Source organism: Oleiphilus sp. HI0067, assembly GCF_001635735.1.
In genome coordinates this window covers 1-2,895 of record NZ_LWFI01000997.1, presented here as the reverse complement: position 1 = coordinate 2,895, position 2,895 = coordinate 1, and the positions used below count along the sequence as shown (strand labels likewise).

3 protein-coding genes are annotated in these 2,895 nt (G+C 45.8%); all 3 read left to right on the top strand.

Going from position 1 to position 2,895, the window contains the following annotated elements:
- On the top strand, positions 1-1,050 hold a 1,050-nt coding region (locus tag A3739_RS12980; protein WP_156502573.1), incomplete at its 5' end, for a deoxyribodipyrimidine photo-lyase.
- Positions 1,043-2,611: a cryptochrome/photolyase family protein gene (locus A3739_RS12975; protein ID WP_068477939.1), complete on the top strand. Its 1,569-nt coding sequence runs from the start codon at positions 1,043-1,045 to the stop codon at positions 2,609-2,611. The genes A3739_RS12980 and A3739_RS12975, both read left to right, overlap by 8 nt.
- Positions 2,598-2,750, top strand: a complete 153-nt coding sequence (locus A3739_RS31445) for a DUF2256 domain-containing protein (RefSeq protein ID WP_082878399.1) — start codon at positions 2,598-2,600, stop codon at positions 2,748-2,750. The genes A3739_RS12975 and A3739_RS31445 overlap by 14 nt, the downstream gene beginning before the upstream one ends.
- Positions 2,751-2,895 lie beyond the last annotated feature (145 nt).

The following is a 2,895-nucleotide window of genomic DNA, read 5'->3' as shown; positions in this document are numbered from 1 at the left end:
CCATGGGATATTAAAAATAAGCAAGGATCTGCGTACAAGGTGTTTACGCCCTATTATCGAAAAGGTTGCTTGTTATCAAAGCAACCTCGCTTACCCAAGGCAGCCCCTGATCTCTCAGATTGCGCTCTTCCCGAGGGACTTCAACAAAATACAATTGATGAGCTGGGTTTATTGCCAAGCATTCCTTGGTATGAACAGATGCAAAATGAATGGCAGCCTGGCGAGCAGGGGGCGTCAGATCGATTGACGCAATACATAGAAAGCGCAGCATTTGCCTATCGCGATCAAAGGAATATTCCGTCTGTCGTTGGGACCTCGCGGCTTAGCCCTTCTTTGCACTACGGTGAGCTGTCTCCGAATCAGGTTTGGTATGCCGTTAAACATGCATTCGAAGGTCGAGAGGATGATAAACATCTCGATACCTATTTAAGTGAGCTTGGTTGGCGTGAGTTTAGCTACTACCTCTTGTATCACTTTCCGCATATTCCGAGCGATAGTTTCAACGCCAAATTTGATGTGTTCACGTGGGAAAACGCTCCTGAAAAATTGCGTGCTTGGCAGACAGGTAACACGGGTATCCCGATTATCGATGCGGGTATGCGTGAGTTATGGCAAACGGGCTATATGCATAATCGCATTCGCATGGTTGTTGGCTCATTCTTGGTGAAAAACCTACGCTGTGATTGGCGCTTAGGAGAAGCATGGTTTAGAGACTGTTTACTCGATGCTGATCTTGCAGCCAATGTTGCCAGTTGGCAGTGGGTGGCTGGTTCAGGCGCCGACGCAGCACCTTACTTTCGAATTTTCAATCCCGTATTACAGGGCGAAAAATTTGATAGTGATGGCGAATACGTCAAGAAATTTTGCCCTGAACTTGCAGAGGTGCCGAAGAAGTTTATCCATAAACCGTGGGAAGCACCGACCGACATTCTCAAATCGGCAGGCGTGTGGCTAGGTACTGATTATCCGCATCCAATTGTGGATCTTAAAGAGTCTCGTGAAGCGGCACTTGATGCATACGAAGTCGTAAAGGCCGCATCAAATGCCTGAGTTTTCGACGCAGACAGGAAAGCTTTGTTTAGTCCTCGCAGACCAACTGTCACGCTCGCTTGCTAGTTTGAGCGATATAGACAAGCAAAATGATCTGATATTGATGGCAGAGGTGCGTACAGAGGCGTCTTATGTGAAACATCATAAGAAGAAAATTGCCTTCCTTTTCTCTGCCATGCGTCACTTTGCTAAGGAGCTTCAGAACGACGGCTATCGCGTGCGCTATGTGTCTTACGACGACCCTGACAATGCTGGTAGCCTTAAAGCGGAAGTCGAGCGAGCGATGTCAGAGCTAAGCTTTTCGCATGTCGTTGTGACATTTCCAGGTGAATGGCGTGTGCTCGAGGATATGCAGAGCTGGCAGGCGGCGTTTGACGTTTATAACGCGACTGTTGAGATTCGTGAAGACGACCGATTTATTGCGAGTCTTGATGAATTTAGGCATTGGGCTGATGGGAAAAAACAGCTCAGGATGGAGTATTTCTATCGTGAGCTGCGTAAGAAAACTTCTGTGCTTTTGCAAGATGGTGAACCGGAAGGAGGGAGATGGAATTACGATGCACAAAATCGTAAATCGCTTCCTAAAGGAACGAAGGTTCCAAACCCAACCATGTTTGAACCAGATGACATAACTACTCAAGTGTTAGAACTTGTTGGTACGGAGTTCGAGGATCATTTTGGTGAGCTTAGTAACTTCCATTATGCGGTTACACGTGAGCAAGCGCTTCAAGTTTTAAAGGGCTTCATTCAAGAACGTTTAGTTTTGTTTGGTGATTATCAGGACGCCATGCAACAAGACGAGCCTTGGATGTTCCATAGTCATATCAGCTTTTATCTTAATGCAGGTTTGCTGACCGCCCATGAGGTGATTACTCAAGTCGAACATGCCTATCGCGAATATAATTTTCCTCTAAATGCGGTAGAAGGCTTTATTCGTCAGGTGCTTGGCTGGCGTGAATACGTGCGAGGTTTGTATTGGCACGAAATGCCCAAGTATGTTGATCAGAATTTTCTAAACGCTCAACGACATTTGCCGGGCTTCTTTTGGACTGGCGACACGCAGATGAACTGTCTCGCACAATGTATTAATGAGACCAAACAGAATGCCTATGCGCACCATATTCAGCGCTTAATGGTGATTGGTAATTTTCTATTACTGACTGGGATAGAACCGAAGCAAGTGCAGGAATGGTTTTTACTAGTTTATGGTGATGCATACGAATGGGTAGAGCTGCCTAATGTAAATGGCATGATACTGTTTGCTGACGGTGGTGTTATGGCAAGTAAGCCTTATGCGGCGAGCGGTGCTTATATCAATAAGATGTCTAATTATTGCCAGTCATGCGCGTATAAAGTGAAAGATAAGAACGGCGAATCCGCCTGTCCGTTTAACTATCTCTACTGGGATTTCTTGGCGCGCAATCAAGACAAACTTCGCGGTAATCAGCGCTTATCTATGCCGTATCGAACCTTAGAGAAAATGGATGATGCGAAACGACATTTAATCGCAAGCGATGCCGAGAGCTTCTTTCATAAGTTAGAGCGTAATGAAAAAGTCTGAGTTGCCTTCAAAGCTTTGTGTTGTGTGTCAAAGGCCTTTCACTTGGCGTAAAAAGTGGGAGCGTGATTGGGAGCAGGTTAAGTACTGTTCGAAACGCTGCTCAAGCGAGGCGAAACGAGAGAAGGTATGTAAAACTTAGATTCTTAGCCTGAAATCATGCGTGCTCGATCAGGAATGGTATGGCGCGAGAGAATACGAGCGGCTTCGTTTTGCACTTTAGGTGTTTTCTGATATGCCCATAAGATTTCCCTAGCGGCTTTCATACTCTGATCAAGATCGATAAC